1 rRNA gene is annotated in these 357 nt (G+C 37.8%); it reads right to left on the bottom strand.

The features are described from left to right. Window positions 1-81, bottom strand: a 16S ribosomal RNA gene (locus H5117_RS20445); the annotation flags it as partial. Window positions 82-357: the final 276 nt, after the last annotated feature.

Raw genomic sequence — 357 nt, forward strand, 5'->3', positions numbered from 1 at the left:
TACTTTCTGTTACCGCTCGACTTGCATGTGTTAGGCCTGCCGCCAGCGTTCAATCTGAGCCATGATCAAACTCTTCAATTAAAAAGTTTTATGTCTTTCGACAGCTCAATGAATTCTGAATTTTTAATATCTTTCGATATTGAATTGACTGTGCCGAATAATTACCGAAATAACTATTCTGTTGGTCACTCAGTTTTCAATTGAGACTCTAATTTATTTGCCTCGCTACCTAAGTAGGTTGGCTGTTAGAACTCAATCTGTACGAGTGCCCACACAGATGATTGCTTTATATTGTTAAAGAACGTTTTGAGTCGCTTTAGCGTCTCAAGGGATGCGAATAATACACCCTTTATTTTT

Origin of the sequence: Pseudoalteromonas sp. SG45-1 (genome assembly GCF_014164135.1) — a bacterium.
Lineage (GTDB): Bacteria > Pseudomonadota > Gammaproteobacteria > Enterobacterales > Alteromonadaceae > Pseudoalteromonas > Pseudoalteromonas distincta.